At 64.3% G+C, this 18171-nt stretch carries 18 protein-coding genes; 6 read left to right on the forward strand and 12 right to left on the reverse strand.

Annotated features, from left to right (window positions below; translation table 11 throughout):
- The first annotated feature begins 92 nt into the window (after positions 1–92).
- The gene (locus tag AAGA68_06985) at positions 93–2462 is read left to right on the forward strand and encodes an enoyl-CoA hydratase-related protein (protein ID MEM9384788.1); all 2370 of its coding nucleotides are present in this window, start codon (positions 93–95) and stop codon (positions 2460–2462) included.
- 62 nt (positions 2463–2524) lie between these two features.
- Here the strand turns inward: AAGA68_06985 and AAGA68_06990 are convergent, their stop codons facing one another.
- Both AAGA68_06990 and AAGA68_06995 read right to left on the reverse strand, forming a co-directional pair.
- Complete coding sequence (locus AAGA68_06990) at positions 2525–3688, reverse strand: steroid 3-ketoacyl-CoA thiolase (GenBank protein MEM9384789.1); 1164 nt, start codon at positions 3686–3688, stop codon at positions 2525–2527.
- Positions 3689–3742: 54 nt separating this feature from the next.
- Positions 3743–4504 carry an SDR family oxidoreductase gene (locus AAGA68_06995; GenBank protein ID MEM9384790.1) on the reverse strand — a complete coding sequence of 254 codons (762 nt, stop codon included), beginning with the start codon at positions 4502–4504 and terminating at the stop codon, positions 3743–3745.
- 380 nt (positions 4505–4884) lie between these two features.
- Between AAGA68_06995 and AAGA68_07000 the strand changes: the two genes are divergently transcribed.
- Positions 4885–5676, forward strand: coding sequence for an enoyl-CoA hydratase-related protein (locus AAGA68_07000; protein ID MEM9384791.1), 792 nt, complete (start codon positions 4885–4887; stop codon positions 5674–5676).
- A 6-nt stretch (positions 5677–5682) separates the two neighbouring features.
- Here the strand turns inward: AAGA68_07000 and AAGA68_07005 are convergent, their stop codons facing one another.
- Genes AAGA68_07005 through AAGA68_07025 form a run of 5 tightly spaced genes read right to left on the reverse strand, consistent with a single transcriptional unit; the run spans position 5683 to position 10712 of the window.
- Positions 5683–6441 (reverse strand): histidine phosphatase family protein, encoded by a 759-nt coding sequence (locus AAGA68_07005; protein MEM9384792.1) that lies wholly within the window; start codon positions 6439–6441, stop codon positions 5683–5685.
- Between the two features lie 6 nt (positions 6442–6447).
- Positions 6448–7221 (reverse strand): SDR family oxidoreductase, encoded by a 774-nt coding sequence (locus AAGA68_07010; protein MEM9384793.1) that lies wholly within the window; start codon positions 7219–7221, stop codon positions 6448–6450.
- On the reverse strand, positions 7205–8431 hold the full coding sequence (locus AAGA68_07015) for an acyl-CoA dehydrogenase (GenBank protein MEM9384794.1): 1227 nt from the start codon (positions 8429–8431) through the stop codon (positions 7205–7207). Before AAGA68_07015 ends, AAGA68_07010 begins: the two co-directional genes overlap by 17 nt.
- Positions 8431–9465, reverse strand: coding sequence for an acyl-CoA dehydrogenase family protein (locus AAGA68_07020; GenBank protein ID MEM9384795.1), 1035 nt, complete (start codon positions 9463–9465; stop codon positions 8431–8433). Before AAGA68_07020 ends, AAGA68_07015 begins: the two co-directional genes overlap by 1 nt.
- A 5-nt stretch (positions 9466–9470) precedes the next feature.
- A complete protein-coding gene (locus tag AAGA68_07025; GenBank protein MEM9384796.1) occupies positions 9471–10712 on the reverse strand; it encodes an acyl-CoA dehydrogenase family protein in 1242 nt (413 codons plus the stop codon).
- Between the two features lie 138 nt (positions 10713–10850).
- Between AAGA68_07025 and AAGA68_07030 the strand changes: the two genes are divergently transcribed.
- Genes AAGA68_07030 through AAGA68_07040 form a run of 3 tightly spaced genes read left to right on the forward strand, consistent with a single transcriptional unit; the run spans position 10851 to position 13054 of the window.
- On the forward strand, positions 10851–11831 hold the full coding sequence (locus tag AAGA68_07030) for a thiamine pyrophosphate-dependent dehydrogenase E1 component subunit alpha (GenBank protein ID MEM9384797.1): 981 nt from the start codon (positions 10851–10853) through the stop codon (positions 11829–11831).
- A complete protein-coding gene (locus AAGA68_07035) occupies positions 11828–12808 on the forward strand; it encodes a transketolase C-terminal domain-containing protein (protein ID MEM9384798.1) in 981 nt (326 codons plus the stop codon). The genes AAGA68_07030 and AAGA68_07035 overlap by 4 nt, the downstream gene beginning before the upstream one ends.
- A 3-nt stretch (positions 12809–12811) precedes the next feature.
- Entirely contained in the window at positions 12812–13054 is a 243-nt protein-coding gene (locus AAGA68_07040; protein ID MEM9384799.1) for a biotin/lipoyl-containing protein, read from the forward strand.
- Positions 13055–13166: 112 nt separating this feature from the next.
- Here AAGA68_07040 and AAGA68_07045 read toward each other — a convergent pair whose 3' ends face one another.
- From AAGA68_07045 to AAGA68_07055, 3 genes are read right to left on the reverse strand one after another with little or no spacing between them, the layout of a single operon-like run.
- On the reverse strand, positions 13167–13607 hold the full coding sequence (locus AAGA68_07045) for a hypothetical protein (protein MEM9384800.1): 441 nt from the start codon (positions 13605–13607) through the stop codon (positions 13167–13169).
- A complete protein-coding gene (locus AAGA68_07050) occupies positions 13604–14653 on the reverse strand; it encodes a phosphotransferase family protein (protein ID MEM9384801.1) in 1050 nt (349 codons plus the stop codon). The genes AAGA68_07045 and AAGA68_07050 overlap by 4 nt, the downstream gene beginning before the upstream one ends.
- Positions 14654–14676: 23 nt before the next feature.
- Positions 14677–15453: an SDR family oxidoreductase gene (locus AAGA68_07055; protein MEM9384802.1), complete on the reverse strand. Its 777-nt coding sequence runs from the start codon at positions 15451–15453 to the stop codon at positions 14677–14679.
- Between the two features lie 221 nt (positions 15454–15674).
- Between AAGA68_07055 and AAGA68_07060 the strand changes: the two genes are divergently transcribed.
- On the forward strand, positions 15675–16457 hold the full coding sequence (locus tag AAGA68_07060; protein ID MEM9384803.1) for a helix-turn-helix domain-containing protein: 783 nt from the start codon (positions 15675–15677) through the stop codon (positions 16455–16457).
- An 11-nt stretch (positions 16458–16468) separates the two neighbouring features.
- Here the strand turns inward: AAGA68_07060 and AAGA68_07065 are convergent, their stop codons facing one another.
- Together AAGA68_07065 and AAGA68_07070 are read right to left on the reverse strand one after the other, a co-directional pair.
- Positions 16469–17614 carry a thiolase family protein gene (locus tag AAGA68_07065; protein MEM9384804.1) on the reverse strand — a complete coding sequence of 382 codons (1146 nt, stop codon included), beginning with the start codon at positions 17612–17614 and terminating at the stop codon, positions 16469–16471.
- A complete protein-coding gene (locus tag AAGA68_07070) occupies positions 17614–18024 on the reverse strand; it encodes an OB-fold domain-containing protein (protein MEM9384805.1) in 411 nt (136 codons plus the stop codon). The genes AAGA68_07065 and AAGA68_07070 overlap by 1 nt, the downstream gene beginning before the upstream one ends.
- Between the last annotated feature and the right edge of the window lie 147 nt (positions 18025–18171).

Below are 18171 nucleotides of genomic sequence, written 5' to 3' on the forward strand. Positions count from 1 at the left end.
GTGTGGGGTATTGGTGTTCGGTGTTGGTATGTATGCTCAGGCAAACCGCGGGGAGCGGTAGAGGCACCGAAGCGCAAAGTGATGGACAGCCGATGACGCCAACTGCCAACACGCCGATCATCGTCGGCGCTGGACAGATCACCGAGCGGGTGCCGGCGGATCTGTCCATGTGCTCATCACATGCCGACCTTGCGGCTGCTGCCTCTGCGCGCGCCCTCGAAGATGCATTCGCCACGCCGTCCAGCGAGGCGGTTGACGCTATCGTGTGCGTGCGCACTTTTGCCGACTCGTCCGACGCCTTCCGCTGCCCCTTCGGCAGCCCTGATAATTTTCCGCGCGCAGTTGCACAACGTCTCGATGCGCAGGTGGCGTGCGCGGTATACAGCACGGCCGGGGGCCATTCGCCCCAGTCCCTGGTCGGCGAGTTTGCCGAACGGTTGTTTCGCGGGGAGCACCGTGCAGTGCTGTTGGCGGGCGGCGAGGCGATCGCCAACACCCGTGCTGCGGTCCGTGCAGGCACGCCACTCGACTGGAGTGAGCAGATCGGCGGGCAACTCGAGGATCGTGGCCGATCCGATGGGCACGCGCTCTTTTGCGCCGAGGAGATCCGCCACGGTGTGACTATTGCGGCCCACTACTACGGCCTCATCGAGCAAGCGCGACGCCACGCCCTCGGTGAGGACCGGGCGACCTACGATCGCGCCATGGCCGAGTGCTTCGCCGCCATGTCCGCCGTCGCGGCGTCTAATCCTCACGCCATGTTCCCGCAACGCTACAGCGCTGAGGAGCTACTGAAGGTAAGCGATGACAATCGCATGATTTCGCTTCCATACCCTAGGCGTCTGGTAGCCAAGGACGGCGTCAACCAAGGGGCGGCTCTGCTGATGACCACCGTGGGTGTCGCCCGCGAACTGGGTATCGCCGAGGAGAAGTGGGTCTTCCTGCACGGCTATGCCCACACGGCCGACAAGGTGCTCACGCGAAGACCACGCCTAGGGGAATCGTTGGCGATGGGCGAGGCCCTGCGTGGCGCCGTGGGTGCGGCGGGCGCCTCGACCAGCGCACTCGCCTACCTGGATCTGTACAGCTGCTTCCCGGTGGTAGTCCTCGAGGCGCGCGACGCGCTTGGCATTGACGTCAGGGACCCGCGCCCGCTTACGCAGACCGGAGGCCTGGCCTTCTTCGGCGGCGCGGGCAACAACTACTCCATGCACGCCATCGCGCAAATGGTGCCGACCCTGCGCGCAGACCCGGGAGCGAGCGGGCTCGTCTACGCCAACGGTGGGTGGATGTCCAAGCACGCGGCCGGTGTCTACAGTGCGTCGCCACCTGCACAGCCGTGGTCGCCCTGCGACAGCAGCGCGCTGCAGGCCACCGTCGACGCGCAGACCCGCGAAGTAGTAGACGAATTGCCGAAGGGCGAGGCCTGCGTGGAGAGCTACATCGTGACCTACGATCGCTCGGGAGACCCGTCGGGCAGCGTCGTGGTTGGACGACTGCACGAGAGCGGGCGGCGATTCCTCGCCGTCAACGCGCCAGGCGATGCGCGAACCCTTGCGCATACGGCAGAGCATGACGTGCTCGGACAAACCGTCTACGTCAAGGACGACCCCGCGGGCAATCGCTACGCATACAGTGAGTCAGACCTTGCGAGAGCGTCCCGCCTGCGCGCGCGAAAATTTCAAGATAGCTATGAATACTGCGAAGTGGATCGTAGCGATCACATCCTCACGGTCACAATCGCGCGCCCGCAGGTGCGTAACGCGTTGCACCCGGCGGCCAATCAGGAGCTCGAAGACATCTTCGACTGCTACGAGAGCGATGATGAGCTGCGAGTCGCCATCCTCACCGGCACTGGAACCGAGTCCTTCTCCGCCGGCAATGATCTCAAGTACATGGCCAGCGGCAAGTCCGTATGGGTGCCGCGATCGGGCTTCGCCGGCCTTACGCGTCGCGCGGCGCGCGTCAAGCCCGTCATCGCCGCCGTCAACGGCACCGCGCTCGGCGGTGGTCTCGAGATCGCCATGGCTTGCGACATCATCATCGCCGTCGAGCACGCCGTATTCGGTCTGCCCGAAGTCAAAGTGGGCCTGTTCGCGGGCATGGGCGGTGTGCAGCGCCTCACGCGACAGATCGGTATGAAAAGGGCCATGGAGATGCTGCTGACGGGCGCCTCCATCGACGCTCGCGAGGCGCTCTCGTTCGGGTTGATCAACGCCGTGGTGCCGATGGACGAGCTGGCGAAAGCTGCCAGGAAGATGGCCGAGGCCGTCGCACGATGCTCACCCCTGTCGATTCGCTGCACGATGCAGCTGCTCAATGACACCGCATCCTTTGCAAGCGTCGACGAGGCCGTCACTCAGCCGAACGATTTGCTCGATCGCCTGCTCAATAGCGAGGACATGTATGAGGGCATGGCGGCGTTCGCCGAAAAGCGCTCGCCCCGCTGGCGCGGGCGTTGATGGCCCGAGCGTTGGAGTGTCGCCCGGTGCGCGCTATCCGGCGTCTGCTTACCAGCGGCCCACTAGATCCGCTCGATGATGGTGCCGGTGCCAAGACCCCCGCCGCAGCACATCGCCACCAGCGCGTAGCGCTCCTCCCGGCGTTCCAGTTCGTGTAGGGCCGTGGTCAGTAGGCGTGCGCCCGTCGCGCCCGTGGGATGGCCGAGGGCGATGGCGCCGCCGTTTACGTTGACTTTCTCCGGATCCACGGCGAGGGCCTGCTGCCAGGCGAGTACGACCGAGGCGAACGCCTCGTTGACTTCGAACAGGTCGATCGCGTCGATCGACAGACCGGCCTGCGCCAACACCTTGCGCGTCGCCGGGATCGGCCCCTTCAGCATGGTCACCGGATCGCATCCGACCAGGGTCGTGGCCACGATCTTGGCGCGGGCGAGGAGGCCAAGGGCATCGACGGCTTTTCGACTGGCGAGGATCACCGCTGCGGCGCCGTCGCTGATCTGCGAGCTGGTGCCAGCCGTGTGATAGGACTGTCCCGCCACCGGCTCCAGGCTGGCCAACCCCTCGAGGCTGGTCTCGCGCAGGCCCTCGTCCCGGGCCACCGTGTTCGAAGCGCCTGTCGGCTTCAGTTCCTTGTCCACCTGCGGCGCCTCGAGGGGGATGATCTCGCGTTCGAAGCGTTGCGCTTGCCATGCTTGCGCGGCCTTGTGCTGGCTGGCGAGGCCAAAGGCGTCGAGATCGGCGCGGCTGAGGTGATACTCCTCGGCGATCATCGCCGCACCCTCGAACTGCGTGGTCGGCTGGAAGTGACTGGCGTAGCTCTCACCCGTCGGCACGCCGCCAGCCATGTTGGCGAAGAGCGGTATGCGGCTCATCATCTCCACCCCGCAACAGAGCACGATGTCTTCGGCGCCTGAGGCCACTAGGGCGGCACCGAGGCTCGTCGCCTGCTGTGACGAGCCGCATTGGGAGTCAACGGTGGTGGCCGCGACATCCTCGGGGAATCCCATCGACAGCCAGGCGATGCGCGCGATGTTGCACGACTGCTCATTGATCTGAGACACGCAACCGCCGATCACCTGCCCGACTAGGGACGGATCGACGCCCGCCCGAACCAAGGCACCCGCCTGAACCCTGCCCAACAGATCTGCGGGCAACAGCCCGGCGAGCCCCTTACCGCGTTTGCCGATCGCACTGCGTGCGGCGCTGACGATGTAGACGTCTTGCACGAGGAGTCTCCTGTTGATGTGATGGCACCGCGGTGCCATGAAGCGGTGGAGTCATTAGATTAGATAGCCTCCGTCCACGGGTAGATCGGCGCCCGTGGTGAAGCCGGATTCGGCCGAAGCTAGGTAGACGATGGCGTGTGCGACTTCCTGTGGCTTGCCGAGGCGCTTCATCGGATACTGCGCCGCAAATTCCTCGAGCACCATTTCCCGCGTCGCCCCTGCGGCGACCCCCGCGTCGACGAAGCCCTCGACCATCTCCGTGTGAATCGCGCCCGGGAGCACGCAGTTCACGCGCACGTCGTAGCCTCGTTCGGCGCAATGAGCTGCCACCGATTTGGTGAGCATGCGCACGCCGCCCTTAGACGTGCAGTAGGCAGCGAACATGGCCGCGCCGCGCACGCCGAGCGTCGAGCAGATGTTGATGATCGATGCGCTGCGAGCATCCTTGATCATCGCCAAGCCGTGCTTGCAGCCAAGAAAAACGCCATCGAGGTTGATCGATAGGGTGCGCTTGAAAGCGTCGAAGGTGAGATCCTCAATCGAGGCAGGCACGCTCACGCCGGCACTGTTGACGATCGTGGTAAGGGGACCCATCGACGTCTGGGCGGTCGTGAGCGCCGTCACCCAATCCTCCTCCCGAGTCACGTCCAGGCGTACGTAGATCGCGCTTTCCCCGAGAGACGTTGCCACCTCCCGGCCGCGCGCTTCGTCGATGTCCGCCACGGCAACCTGTGCACCTTCGGCAACGAACTGCGTCGCCGTCGCCGCGCCGATGCCACTAGCCGCGCCCGAGATGAACGCTCGTTTGCCATCCAATCTTCCCGTTCCCATCATCGCCTCCTCTCTCAGAACCCAGCACTCATCGGCGTTCGATGCCTGCCACGCCCTAGTGTGCTGTCCCAGAAGTTCGTTGAAAGACTACGCACGGGGCTTTTCGTTCCTGGGTGCGGCGCGACGACGAGCGTGGCAGGCCCCACGGGAGGAGGAGCAACGTACTCAGGGGCAAAAGTACCCGCGTATTTTTCAACGAACTTCTGGGACAGCACACTAGGAACGCGCACTCATCGCGTACGCAAGACGTGCGGCGCAGCGCAACCTAGCGCATGTATCAATTGGAAGTGTCTCGGCAACCGACCACACTATGGGCAAGCACGCCGCTCAGGCGCCGATCGACATCCTGTGGAGACACGCGTCCCATGCGCTACGACACAATCGAGTTCGATGCCACCGATCTCGTCGCCACGATCACGCTCCATCGCCCCACGGCCGCCAACGCCCTCGACGCCACCATGGGGCGGGAGCTTTCCGATGCGGCCCAGCGGTGTGCGAGCGATCCGAAGATTCGCGCCGTGATCCTCACGGGCGCCGGCAAGATGTTCTGTGCCGGTGGCGACGTGAGCGCATTCCTCGAACATGAGGATGATCTTGGCAACTACATTCGTGCGCTGACCCAAGATCTCCACGCCGCCATCGCCTGCCTCGTGCGCATGGACCCTCCGCTGATCACCGCCGTCAATGGCACCGCCGCAGGCGCTGGCTTCAGCCTCTCGCTCATCGGCGATTTTGTGTTCGCTGCGCAAGACGCCAAGTTCACCCAGGCGTACACCGGAATCGGCGTATCGCCCGACGGTGGGAGCACGTTCTTCTTGCCCCGACTGGTCGGACCACTGCTGGCAAAGCGCCTGGTACTGCGCAACGAGGTGTTGAGTGCTGAAGAAGCGAAATCCCTCGGGTTGGTCAGCAACGTCTTGCCGGGTGACGCGCTCCTGGCCCATGCCCGCGGCGTCGCCCTCGAGCTGGCGCACGGGCCCACGCTGGCCTTCGGCGAGGCCAGGCGCTTGATCGCAGACTCCTTTAGCCATTCCCTCGAAGCTCATCTTGAGTGTGAGTCCCTGGCAATCGCTGGGCTTGCCGGCAACACGCGTGACGCGCGCGAGGGGATGGCCGCCTTCCGCGATAAGCGCAAACCTGAGTATCGGGGCGAGTAGGCCGGATCACGAGGCGCTCCAGTAGGTGGCCAGATCCAGGTCGAACAGATGTTCCAGGCTGGTGCGTGGCGTGGCCTGCTTGATCGTGTCATAGCAGGTGAAGTTCATCATCTTGACGTAGCGGCGCATCACGCAGAAGCGCCCGTCCGCAGGCGCGCGCTGGCCAACGAAGTCGATCACGTTGATGGCGCAAGGGTCTTGCTCTAACTTTCCTGCAGCGGCGGGGCCGACACCCATCACGCCACCTAGGAGCAGGCGATTGATCACGTCGTGCGCGACCAGCACGGCCTGCTGCCAGTGGTGGCTGTCGAGGAGTAGGCGTAGCGCTGATTCCGCTCGCCTTTGGCCCTCGGCGAAGCTCTCCGGCCCGTTCATGACGCGCGCGCTACCGTGCTCGCCACCGGATTCATAGAAGGCCTCCGACAGCGCGCCGACCGTCTCGTGGCGCTCTGCTTCCTCGGACAATGGCCCCCCCGCCAGCTCCCGAAACTGCTCGATGGCACGAACAGGTGGCGCCTTGTCAGATAGCTGTGACAGCAACAAATCCACCGTCTGCGCGGTGCGCGTAACGTTCGAGTGAAAGATCACGTCGAGGGGAATGGCGGCCAGGGCGCGCCCGGTTTGCAACGCCTGCTCACGCCCTCGTGGGGTGAGCGCGGCGGCGGTCGGGTTGGCGATCCCGTGCCCGTAGTAGTCGACGTGTCCGTGGCGGATCACGAACAGGCGGCGTCGCTCGAGGCCATTGCGAAGATGCTGCTTTATCACGTGCGCCTACAGGCCGTTCGCCGTCGCGAGCCACGCCCCATCAACGACTATCTCCGTGCCGCTTACGGCCATCGAGGAATCGCTGGCGAGGTAGGCGATCGCCTGTGCCACTTCCTCGGGCTCAACCATTCTGCCGATCGGTTGCATATGGGCGAATGTATCGCGGACCGCGGCCGGATCATCAGCGGCCTCGAAGGTCGCCTGATTCATCGGCGTATCGATAACGCCGGGATGCACTGAGTTGCAGCGGATGGTTCGATACTCGCGTGCGCAGTGAACGGCGACCGCCTTGGTCAACAGGCGTACGGCACCCTTGGATGCACTGTAGGCGGCGCCGGCGGCGAAACCCACGATACCCGCGATGGACGACACGTTGACGATGGCGCCTTGCGGACCCTCTGGGTTGGCCTTCATCGCCCGCACCGCCTCGCGGCAACCGAGCGCGGTACCGACCAGATTGACGTCAAGTACCTCTTGGAGCGACTGCAACGTGAGCTCTTCAATCGTTCCCGGACGAAATATTCCCGCGTTGTTGATGAGGACATCGAGCCGCCCATCAGTCCCGGTAACCTGCTCGAGGAGATCGCCCCAAGCACGCTCTGAGGTGACGTTGTGGGCGACGAAGTGCGCGCCGATCTGCTCGGCGAGCATCTCGCCGCGTTCGTACTGTACGTCTGTGATGTAGACGGTGGCGCCCTGGTCGCGCAGCAGGCGTGCCGTGGCTTCGCCGATGCCCGACGCGCCTCCCGTTACCACGGCCACCTTACCGGCGAAGTGCATCGGTCCCAGGCGCCCGATGCGTCCCGTGGTCGCCGTCGGCGACTTCAGGCGTCTCTTGCCTCGCTAGCGCGGCTCTCTTGATCTTCTTCGCCAGCGACCATTTATGCACTTCCGTAGGGCCGTCGTAGATGCGGAAGGCTCGGGTTTCACAGAAGAATTGGGCGACGATCGAATCGCCAGTCACACCGCTGCCTCCCATCACCTGCACGCAGCGGTCGGCGACGCGGAACAGCGCTTCTGACACGGCCACCTTGGCCATGGAGCTCTCCACGTTGCCGCGCTCATTGCGGTCGAGCACGCCCGCGCACCAGTCTGTCATGAGGATGGCCTGACGCAGATCGATCTGGTTCTCCGCCAGTTTGAAGCCGACGCCCTCGTGATCGATCAAGGTCTTGCCGAAGGCCTGGCGTCGGCACGCGTACTCGGTGGCAAGCTCTTGGGCGCGGATGCCGAGGCCAGTCCAGCGCATGCAGTGGGAGAGCCGGGCAGGGGCCAGGCGGATCTGCGCCAAGCGAAACCCGTCGCCCGGTTGACCAAGCAGCTGCTCGGGGGGCACGCGCAGACCGTCGATGTGCACCAATGCGTGCCCGCCCGGCATCGACGAGTCGATCGTGTCGAGCACCCGTTCGATTCGGATCTGCGGGTCGGGCAAACTCACCAAGAACATGCAGGCCCCTTCCTCAGCTTTGGCGAGGATGATCCCCACGCCCGCGCCGTCGGCGCCCGTTATGAAGGTCTTGGTGCCGTCGATGACCCAGCTGCCGTCGTTCGAGCGCCTAGCGTGCGTATTCATCATCGAGGGGTCCGAGCCGGCACCTCCCGACTCGGCGGGCTCGGTCATGAAGAAGGCCGAGCGTTGGCGACCGCTCTTCAGGGGATCGAGGAAACGCGCCTTCTGCGCCTCGTTGGCCGCTTTGCCGAGCAGAAACATATTGCCCTCGTCCGGCGCGGCCGTGTTGCATGCGACGGACCCGAGGGGGGAAAGGCCCGTGATGCGCAGCAGCCGCGCCGTGTCGCGCTGGGATCGGTGCGAGCCATCGGCGAGGATGTGAGGCGTGAGGCACCCCTGCTCACGGGCCAACTCCCTCACTTCGTTCACGAGCGCTGCGTTGGGGCCGTGCGGTGTAAGACGAGGGTCCGTCTCGAAGGCGAAGATGGTGTCGCGGACGAAGGCCTCCAGACGGTCACACAGCGGCTCGATGGCTTCCATCAGAATCCACTCAGCACGGCGACACGATCTGTGTGGCAGTCGCTATCGCCGAACATCTTCTCGGACACGGCAACACGCTTGATGAAGCGTCCCACCGCGTACTCCTCGGTCATGCCGATGCCGCCGTGGAGCTGGATCGCCTCGTTGGTTACCAGGGCGGCCACTCGTCCTGCTTTCGCCTTGGCCATGGAGCAGAACTTCTCCGCGTCGTGCTCTTGTGCCTGCAGGATGACCGACGCCTTGATCACCAAGGCCTCGAGCATCGTCAGCTCCGTGTACAGGCTGGCTACGCGGTGTTGAAGAGCCTGAAAACTGCCGAGGTTGCGACCGAACTGCTTGCGTTCCTTGAGGTAGTCAACGGTCAATTCGAAGGCAGCTATCGCACTGCCGTACTGCTCGGCCGCAAAGATGAGCGCGCCAAGGTGGCGCGCCGTCGAGAGCGCTGGGGCGCCGAGCAGGCGCGTAGGGTTGATGGCCACGGTGCTCAGCGTCGCCTTGGCGAACTTGCGATCGTCCAGGGTGGTAAAGGGCGCCGTCGCCATGTCGACGGACTGCGTCAGTACCATCGCCAGCGAGCCATCGCCGTGGGTGACCGGCAACAGGGCGGCCTCGGCCTGGTCGAGATCGGGGACGAAGGCCCACTCGCCGCTGAGCACGAGTTCACCGCCGACCTGCTCGACGCAGTTGTTAGCCCCATCATCGCCACTCGCGTCGAGGGTCACCAGCGTGTCGCCTGAGGCGATGCGTGGCAGCCACTCTGACTTGAGCGCCTCCGTCGCCTCGCGTTGCAAGACGTAGGAGGGGATCAGAGCCGCGCAGAGCACCGGCGAGCAGAGCAGGTGACGGCCGATCTGCTCGGCCAGAACGCAGGCGGCGGTGACGTCCATGGCGGAGCCGCCGTAGCGCTCGTCGATGAGCAGGCCGCTCCAACCTTGTTCGACGATCGCCTCGCCCAACGTCGGATCTTTGGGATCGCAGTCGCGGAGGAAGCTTCCCACGGCGTCGCGCAGGATATGGTGATCTTCGCTGTACACAGGCGCTACCGCGACGGTAAGTGCAACAGTCGCTTGGAGATGATGTTGAGCTGTATCTCCGAGGTGCCGCCGAGGATCGTATAGGCTCGGGAGTAGAGCCAGTTCCTCGCGGTCAGTGAGTACTCCTCATCTTCCTGCGGAGACTTCTTCAGCGTGTCGAGATCACCAAAGGCCATGCGGATCTCGTAGCCTTCCTTGATGATCTTGGTGGATGCGTACTTGACCAGAGACGATCGCGCACCGAGTTCGTTGCCTTGGCCGGCCTCCGCGTTCAGCTTCTCGGACAGGGCCGTGCAGGCGGCATCGTCGATCAGCGCCGCTGCCAGACGAGCGCGCAGCACCGTGTTGGCGAGACGCCCACTACCATCCACACCCACCTTCTGTTTGGCGGCCTGGAGGATCGGTTGTTCTTCACTGCTGCCGTTCAAGGTGTAACCGCCGAGGCTGCTGCGCTCGTGGGTCAACAGATAGGTGCCCACTCGCCATCCCTGGCCAAGTTCACCGACCACCGAGGCGTTGTCCGGGCCGTAGTACTTCGGCACTTGCACGTTGTCGAAAAACACTTCGCAGAAGGGTGAGCGACCGGAGATCAGCTTGATCGGCCGCACGGTGATGCCGGGCGACGCCATGTCGATCAGGATGAAGGTGATGCCGTCCTGCTTCTTGTCGGCGTGGGAGGTGCGCACCATGGCGAAGATCCAGTCGCTCTCATCGGCCTTCGAGGTCCAGATCTTCTGCCCGTTCACCAGCCAGTGATCCCCGCGGTCTTCGCACTTGGTGGCGAGGGACGCCAAGTCGGAGCCAGCATTAGGCTCAGAATATCCTTGACACCAGCGAATCTCACCGCGGGCGATCTTCGGCAGGTGCGCCGCTTTTTGCCCAGGCGAGCCAAACTTCAGTAGCGCGGGGCCGAGCATGGTGATGCCGTAGCTGTAGAGAGGCTCGCGCATGCCGAGTGATTGCATCTCCTCGGCGATCACACCGCGCTCGGCCCTCGACAGGCCGGCGCCGCCATACTCGAGAGGCCAGTGCGGCACGGTCCATCCCTTCGCCGCGGCCCGTTCGAGCCAGAGCCGCTGGGCGGGTGACTCGAATACCCAGCGCTTCCCACCCCAGCATCGGCCCTCGCTGGAGTGGTGTGGTCCGATCAGCTCGGCAGGGCAGTGTTGGAGGAGCCAGGCGCGGCACTCGGCCCGAAACTTACTCAGCTCGGTGCTTTCGGTGGGGGGATTGCTGACGGTGACCATGGGCTCGACTATGGCGAAATCGCCGCGTCCCGGACACTGTCATTCAGGTTAGGCGTGCAGAGGGCTCCCCTGTCATTTCCATGGGTTGGAAGCATCCCCCGGGGCGGGCACCATCACCCAATGCGTCCAGGAGAGACCATGGCTACAGACACTGTCGACTCGACCGTCCTGCTCGAGATCTACCGGCGAACGGCGAGGATCTATCACGCCGACTGCAAGTTCCGCCAGATGATCTCAACTGGAGAACTGGCGATCGTCTACTACCCGGTTCGCGGTCAGGAAGTCCTCGCCGCCGCCATGATGACCGCCCTTGAGCACGACGATTACCTCGTCACTATCTACCGCGGTCTACACGACCAGATCGCTAAGGGCGTCCCCCTGAAGCCCCTTTGGGCGGAGTTCGCCGGCAAGCGGACCGGCACCTGCTGTGGCAAAGGCGGCCCCATGCACATCACCCATCCCGAGAGCGGGCTGATGGTGACCACCGGCATCGTCGGTTCGGGCATCCCTATCGCCACGGGTCTAGGCCTCGCGAGCCAATTGGCAGGGGACGGCAAGGTCACGGTGTGCAGCTTCGGCGATGGTGCCACCAACATCGGCGCCTTCCACGAGGGCGTCAACCTTGCTTCCCTCTGGAACCTGCCGGTGATCTTTTTGTGCCAGAACAACCGCTACGGCGAGCACACGAAGTTCGAGTTTACCTCGACCACCGAGACGGTCGCCGAACGTGGCGTCGCCTACGGCATCCGTTCTGTGCGTGTTGACGGCAACGACGCGGCGCAGATGTACGCCGCGGCCAGAGAAGCGGTAGAACACGCTCGCGCCGGTCACGGACCCACGCTCATCGAAGCGATGACCTTCCGCTTCAACGGCCATGTCTTCGGCGACCCCGGCAAGTACATTCCGAAGGAAGAACTCGAGGCGGCCATGGCGGCGGATCCGGTACCACGCCTGCGCGAGCAACTGCTCGCTTTGGACATCTCACCCAGCACCCTAGATGACATCGATGCGCAAGCCGTACAGGAGGTGGAGGAGGCCGCAGCCTTCGCCCTAAACAGTGGTCAACCGGAGCTGCGCGAGAATCGATTGGACGTACTCAGTGAGGAGATCCTCGGGTGAGCGAGCTGATTACCTTTGGCCAGGCCTACAACCTTGCTCTCGCCGAGGCCATGGAGAACGATGAGCAGGTCATCCTGCTGGGTGAGGACGTCGGCGACGAGCAGGGCGGCGGTGTGTTCAAGACCATGTACGGGTTGTCAGGCCGCTTCGGCACGGATCGCGTCCGCTCAACGCCTATCGCCGAGCAGGCCATCCTGGGAGCTGCCGTTGGCTCGGCCATCGCCGGCTACCGTCCCGTGGCCGACATCATGTTCATGAACTTCCTCACCGTGTGTATGGACCAGCTGGTCAACCACGCGGCCAAGCTTCGGTTCATGTCCGGGGGGCAGACGGCGGTGCCGCTGACGGTGACCACCACCACGGGCACGGGCCGGCAGTTCGGCGGCCAGCACTCCGATTGGCTCGAAGCGTGGTTGGCGCACGTGCCGGGACTCAAGGTGGTCACGCCGTCTACGCCGGCCGACGCCAAGGCGCTGCTGCTCGCCAGTATCGAGGACGACGACCCGACCATCTTCATCCAGCACATCGCCCTGATGCGCGCCAAGGGCGCCGCTCCCGCCGCCGACCATCGCGTGCCCCTCGGTAAGGCGGCGGTGGTGCGCGAGGGCACCGACATCACAGTGATCAGCTACGGCGCCCGTGTGCGCGACTGCCTGCAGGTGGCTGAGCGCCTGGCCGATCAGGTGTCGATCGAGGTCGTGGACCTGCGCACGATCGCCCCCTTTGACGAGGAGACCGTGCTGCGCTCGGTGGTCAAGACGCAGCGCGCCGTGGTCATGCACGAGGCGGTGAAGGCCTTTGGCGTGGGGGCGGAGATCGCCTCGCGCATTCACGAGGAGCTCTTCGGCCAGTTGAAAGCCCCCGTGCATCGGGTTGGCTCCAAGTACTCCCCCGTTCCCTTCAACCCCGGGCTTGAGCAGGACTGGACGGCGAACGGCGGCGATCTAGAAGTAGCGATCCGTAAAGTGATGGGATGACCGATGCCTAAGATTCGACTAAAGCTGCCGAAACTCGATATGTCCATGGAGGAGGCTGCCATCGCCGAGTGGCTGGTGAAGACCGGCGATCGGGTGACCAAGGGGCAAGCGATGTACCTGGTGGAGTCGGACAAGGCCGCGACGGAGGTGGAGTGCCCGATCGATGGCACGGTCACGGTGATCGGCGAAGTGGGAGTGCCCTACAAGATCGGACACATCGTCGCGGAGATCGATACGGGAAGCTAGTGCGCGTGATTGTCGCTGCGGGCCGGCATACCTGGGCGCTTTGCACTTACCCCTCGCACTAAAGCTCCAACGTACCGTTGGGTAAGCCTGGCCGCCTTGTCCCAAGTGAAAACTACCGCCCCGCCGCTTCGAAGCCCACACCGATCAGGCGTTCCTCGTTGGCCAGCCTTTGCTCCATGAGCCGGCGTACGGTGGCGTACGCGGCGCTGCCGAGATCCTCCCCGAGATCGCCGAGCACGCAGAGCATTCGACTCGCCGCTTCATAGCGAACGAGTTCCTCAGCCGATTCGTCGTACGCTTCCAAGGCTTGCTTCAGGGCAGGCGATCCGGTTCCCGAGGCGAGTACTTCACCCACCGCGCTCAAGATGGCGGCGGTCTCCGTGGCGACGATCTGCGACTGCAGATCCACGCGCGTGGCTGCCGCCCCGAGTACGGCGATAATCGTATCGATCTGTGCCAGTTTGACCGGATCCTTGAGATCCTCCTTGAGAGACGTGCCCATCTCGTGCATTAGCCCGCGGAGAATCTCGGGTACGCTCGGTGAGACGATCATTGCGCTTTCCTCATGTACTCCTCGACTCTGGCGATCGACTTCATCCAGTTGGTGTGCTGATAGGTGGTGATGCTGAGGTAGTACGCGGCCAGGGCGGATTGCGCCTGTTGCGCGGACTGCGCGAGGGCGTCGGACGATTTCATCATCCCGTAGTGCGTGCGCACGCAGGAGATGATGAGGAAGTAGGCCACGGTCGCCGGGTTGACCACCGCTTCGGACAGACCCGTGCGCAGCCGGTACTCCGAGTAAAAGGCTTCGGGCGCCGTGGCCAGGAGGTCCGGTGGCACCACGCCGCACACGTGGGCAAACCATCCGAGGTCTTCGCGTGGGTCTCCAATATGCGCTAGCTCCCAGTCCACCAGCACGGGGTTTGCGGTCGCATCTTGTGGCGCGATGACGTTACCTGCTTGGAAGTCGCCGTGAACCAGAGACAAAGGTGCCTCGGGTGGACGATTGTCATCCAGCCAACGGGCGAGATAGCGTAGGAAAGGGCGCGAGGCGCCCGATTGCGCCTCCGCCTCGCGAAACGATTCGATCTGCCCATCGAGGTAACTCGTCCAATCGGCAGGACGCTCCAGCGCATCCGGCAGCGATGCCAGGTCGATCGACTGCACCTGGGCAGCGACCCCTGCGAGGACGTGGTTCAATGCTGGGTAGCTCGTCTGCTCCGCCTCTCGACAAAGCTCCACGAAGGGTCGCCCCGGAACGGCTCGAAACAGATAGGCCACGCTGTCGAAGAATTCGTTCCCCATGTCGGCGGCGATCAGCGTAGGTGCGTCGATGCCCTGGGCGTCGCTCAGGAAATCCAGCAAGGCCTTCTCGACCTGCCGATCGACGCGTACCAGCCCCGTCGACCCCGGCGGCAGATACTGCAGCACGACGGCCTCCTCACCCTGGCCCTGCGCCATCGCCAGCTCGAGACGCCGCGTGAGGCGACTGTAGCCGCCGGCAACGGGCACCGAAGCGCGGATGCGCGCACCCGCGTAGCGCCGGTCGTGCTTGACGAGGCAGGCCAAGGCTGCCTCCTCCAGAGCGTTGATGTCCATGCTTCGTTCCACCCTGCGCAGCCTTAGATGCTCGTGAATCCGCCGTCGATGACAAGCTCCGATCCGGTGACGAAACTCGCCTGGTCGGAGCACAAGTAAACGACTCCGCCCGCGATCTCCGCTGGTTGCGCCAGACGACCCAGCACATGCCGACTCTCGATCGTGTCGATCGCCCGCTCGTAGGTCGGTGCGATCCCTAGCTCCACGTAGGCGCTGGCAATCGACTCCAACATCGGGGTATCCACGCCCCCCGGGTGCACGCTGTTCACTCGAATGTTGTGCTGCAGTGCGCCGAACTCGTGCGCCGCCGACTTCGTGAGGCTGGTGATCGCCGCCTTACTCGCGCAATAGGCGGCCATGAACGCGGCGCCGCGCAGCCCGCCTACGGAAGAGACGTTGACCACCGACGCGCCTGCCCCACTGCTGGCGCCCGCCACCTTGAGCGGCGGTAGCATAGTCTTGAGGCTGAGCAGTACCGACTCGACGTTGATCGCCTGCACGTCGCGCCACAGGGCCAGATCCGTCTGCTCGAGGGGGCCGATGGTGCAGGTCGCGGCGTTGTTCACCAGTCCGTCCAGCCGCCCGTAGTCGTTGGCGATACGATCGGCCGACGTTTCCCAGGCGACCTCGCTCGAGGCGTCTAGCGCCCAGCACGCGTGTGCCGAGAGCTCTCCGGGTGCTTCGCGATCGGTGGCGATGACGGTGGCGCCGTGGTCGCTCAGCGCGGAGCAGATGGCGGAGCCGATACCGCCTGCCGCGCCGGTCACCAATATGATCTTTCCGTTCAGACTACTTAGCATCGAGGTCTCACGATCATGCTGTTCCACAAGCCACCCGGCGCGGCCGCATCCACGCAGATGAGCGCTGCGCCACTCATGAGGTCACTGTGTGGCAGTAGTCCCAAGGTGTATACTGCTAAAAGTGATAAGACTTGGGTTCACGAGTCGACATCCACGCTGTGCTGGGCCGCCCGAACGGGTGACCAGGCAGCGATACTCCTCCTTAGCCAGCGTTACGCACCATGTCCGTCATAGAGAACGCACGCAGTGTACGTATTGATACGGCGTCGGACATCCGTGCTTGCGCCGAGCGGTTTCGCGATATCGTCGAGGACCTGTGCCACATGCGCGTGGCGGCCTCGCACAATATCGCCAGATCAGGCACGCCGCGAGACCAGGACGGTAACTTGCTGGCGACCACCGTGTTCGGCTGGAAGGATGGTGACAGCGACTGGTGGAAGACCGACGGACTCGGTCTGAACTCGCCGATTCCCATGGCCTGCCGCTATGAGAGCGAGCCCTTTTGGATCAGCCAGCGAGGTATCGTCTCGCGCCACGAGAACCGCTTTCTGAGCGAAATCGACCTCGCCAAGTTCGAGCAGCGCGCCAAGACCCACGCCGCCATCGTGGTGCCCGTGCACCTGCCTTTCGGCCAGGTTGGCGCGGTCAGCTACAACCCTCATTCGCCCGAGGAGACGGATCTCTCCGAGAAGTTCGCCGACTACTGTGAAGAGCTCGGCATTTACGCCCGCACCTTCATTCGCAGCTACATCAACGTTTCTGAGCGCACGCCTATCCTGCCCATCCAGTCGAAGCTGAGTCGGCGCGAGGTGGAATGTCTGCGCTGGGCGGCGCTGGGCAAGACGGATCAGGAGATCAGCATCATCATCGGCCGCAGCCGAGCGACGGTTCGCTTTCACATCCGCAACGCGACGGAGAAGCTGGATGCGGTCAACAAGAGCCAGGCCGTGTTCAAGGCCACGCAGCTGGGCTATCTCTCGGCTAAGACCAATACAGCGAAGTAGGCGGACACGATCTAAACCGACAGGACGGTGACCGCGGACAGCCCTGGCGCTCCGTACACCTGCGTGAAGCCCGTTTTCGGTTCGCCGCCGACCTGGCGCCCCTCGGCGCGGCCGCGTAGTTGCATGCAGATCTCATGAACCTGGCGCAGGCCTGAGGCACCGATCGGCTCGCCGTTAGCGAGGCATCCGCCGTCCGTGTTGACCGGCAGGCGGCCGTCGATTCGGGTCTCACCGTCGCGGATCAAGCGCTCCTGCTCCCCGTGCGCGCAGAAGCCGCACTCGGCCAGGTGCATGATCTCCGCCCCGGATTCCGTGTCTTGCACCTGCACTAGATCGATGTGCTCGGGGCCGATCCCTGCTGCCTCGAAGGCGGCGTGCGCAGCGTCCTCGGTTACCGGGGGCGTGATCGTCGCTGGCACGCAGCTGTCGTAGACCTCGAAAGTGCCGTAGCGACGCGTTCGTAGCACGCACGCCTCGAGCACGACGGCTTGCACGCCGAGGCGTCGCGCCTCCCGCTCGCTGGTTAGGATGATGGCGACGCCGCCTTCGCCAGGGCTGCAGAACATGTACTTGCGCAGGGGGTCGCAGATCATCTCGGAGCTGGCGATTTGCGCGTGGGAGACGGCCTCGCGACGCCAGGCCGTGGGCGTGCGAGCCCCGTTCTCATAGGCCTTCTGCGCTACATCAACCAGGCAGTGTTCGCTGATGCCGTACTCGTGCATGTAGCGCTGCAGCTTCAGCGCGAAGAACTGCGCCGTCACCATCAGGCCAGACTCGGCCAGCCACGGCGGGACGGCATTGCTCTCGGGGTTGGGCGCGAAGGCGCCGCGCTCGTGCTTGTCGAAGCCGATGGCCATCGCGTACTTGGCCACCCCGGCGCGGATCGCGTTGGACGCCGAAAACAGGGCACTTCCGCCGGTCGCGCAGCCCGTGTACACGTTGACGAAGGGCAGCCCCGTCAGGCCCAGCCGATCGCTGGCCGCCGCCGCGTGACCGGAGGACCGCGATCCGCCGTAGGCCACGCCGATGTCCGCCCAGCGAAGACCTGCGTCTGCCAGCGCCTCGCGGGCTGCGGCTACGCCCTGCTCCAAGCCCGAAACGCCTGGTGTCCTGCCGAAGGGGTGCAGGCCTATACCGACGATTGCGACCCGCTCCATTATGCTATCTCCACCTGGCTAAACTCATAGGTGGAGATGCCGCTACCATCTGCTTGGTGGCGTAGCAAGACCGTCCCCAGCACGAGACGCTCTCCCACCCTCAACGTGTTCGATGAGAGGCGAACGCGGGCCTTTATTTTGACCCCCCCTGCCATCTCTACCAGGCCAACCCCGAACGGTTTGAACTGCTCGCGGGGTAGGCCGTCGTCGTAAGGCGCCTTTGGCGGGAAGCGCTGCACTGTCCATGACCACAAGGTGCCCTCATACCCAAGGGCGTGGGTCACCACGTCCTGCGAGGCGCAATTGGCGCACGCCTTGACCTTGGGGAAGAACACCTCCCCACAGGCCTGGCAGCGCGAGCCCAGCAGTCCGCGCGTAGCGCAGTAGATATCCTCGGCAATGAACGGCATGAGGGGGTTCTATCATGCCGTCGAAGTGCTACCCACCCTCATAAATGACAGTCCCCACCACCGTGGGGCTCGTCATCATGGTGCAGGCACCAGGGGAGCGCGCTAGTGTCCTGAGTTGGAAGTTCGTTGATGAATTCGCACGCGAGT

The sequence above is a fragment of the Pseudomonadota bacterium genome, assembly GCA_039193195.1.
In the GTDB taxonomy this organism is placed as follows: domain Bacteria; phylum Pseudomonadota; class Gammaproteobacteria; order Steroidobacterales; family JBCBZW01; genus JBCBZW01.

Excerpts from the sequence above, each read along its gene's own strand:
- AAGA68_06985 (MEM9384788.1), top strand. The coding sequence starts at position 93 with ATGACGCCAACTGCCAACACGCCGATCATCGTCGGCGCTGGACAGATC.
- AAGA68_07000 (MEM9384791.1), top strand. The coding sequence starts at position 4,885 with ATGCGCTACGACACAATCGAGTTCGATGCCACCGATCTCGTCGCCACG.
- AAGA68_07010 (MEM9384793.1), bottom strand. The coding sequence starts at position 7,221 with ATGCACTTCGCCGGTAAGGTGGCCGTGGTAACGGGAGGCGCGTCGGGC.
- AAGA68_07015 (MEM9384794.1), bottom strand. The coding sequence starts at position 8,431 with ATGGAAGCCATCGAGCCGCTGTGTGACCGTCTGGAGGCCTTCGTCCGC.
- AAGA68_07025 (MEM9384796.1), bottom strand. The coding sequence starts at position 10,712 with ATGGTCACCGTCAGCAATCCCCCCACCGAAAGCACCGAGCTGAGTAAG.
- AAGA68_07030 (MEM9384797.1), top strand. The coding sequence starts at position 10,851 with ATGGCTACAGACACTGTCGACTCGACCGTCCTGCTCGAGATCTACCGG.
- AAGA68_07040 (MEM9384799.1), top strand. The coding sequence starts at position 12,812 with ATGCCTAAGATTCGACTAAAGCTGCCGAAACTCGATATGTCCATGGAG.
- AAGA68_07045 (MEM9384800.1), bottom strand. The coding sequence starts at position 13,607 with ATGATCGTCTCACCGAGCGTACCCGAGATTCTCCGCGGGCTAATGCAC.
- AAGA68_07050 (MEM9384801.1), bottom strand. The coding sequence starts at position 14,653 with ATGGACATCAACGCTCTGGAGGAGGCAGCCTTGGCCTGCCTCGTCAAG.
- AAGA68_07055 (MEM9384802.1), bottom strand. The coding sequence starts at position 15,453 with ATGCTAAGTAGTCTGAACGGAAAGATCATATTGGTGACCGGCGCGGCA.
- AAGA68_07060 (MEM9384803.1), top strand. The coding sequence starts at position 15,675 with ATGTCCGTCATAGAGAACGCACGCAGTGTACGTATTGATACGGCGTCG.
- AAGA68_07065 (MEM9384804.1), bottom strand. The coding sequence starts at position 17,614 with ATGGAGCGGGTCGCAATCGTCGGTATAGGCCTGCACCCCTTCGGCAGG.
- AAGA68_07070 (MEM9384805.1), bottom strand. The coding sequence starts at position 18,024 with ATGCCGTTCATTGCCGAGGATATCTACTGCGCTACGCGCGGACTGCTG.